Annotated in this window: 1 protein-coding gene; it reads right to left on the reverse strand. The window is 64.6% G+C overall.

Features of this window, described 5'->3' with window-relative positions:
* A partial coding sequence (locus AAEY83_RS13820; RefSeq protein WP_351059686.1) for a M14 family metallopeptidase occupies positions 1-302 on the reverse strand: 302 nt, incomplete at both ends.

The following is a 302-nucleotide window of genomic DNA, read 5'->3' on the forward strand; positions in this document are numbered from 1 at the left end:
GGCGTTGCGCAGGCTGGCGCGGATCAGTTCGAGGTTGTGCTGCGCGTCGTCGTTGAGTTGGCCTTCGATGGCGTTGCCGATTTCTTCGCTGAGGTCAACGAACCAGCGATTGAAGTTCTGCCCGCTCTCGAGGTCGTAACGGCCCAGCGGCACGTCCATCAGCACTTGTTCGAGGCCGACCGGGTTGGCCACCGGCACGAGGACGATTTCGCTGCGCAGGCGGCCGGCAGCTTCCAGTTCGGCCAGACGCTGTTTCAGGTGCCAGGCGACCAGCATGCCCGGCAGTTCGTCAGCGTGCAGCG

It is taken from the genome of Psychrobacter sp. TB20-MNA-CIBAN-0197 (genome assembly GCF_040309765.1).
Lineage (GTDB): Bacteria > Pseudomonadota > Gammaproteobacteria > Pseudomonadales > Moraxellaceae > Psychrobacter > Psychrobacter submarinus.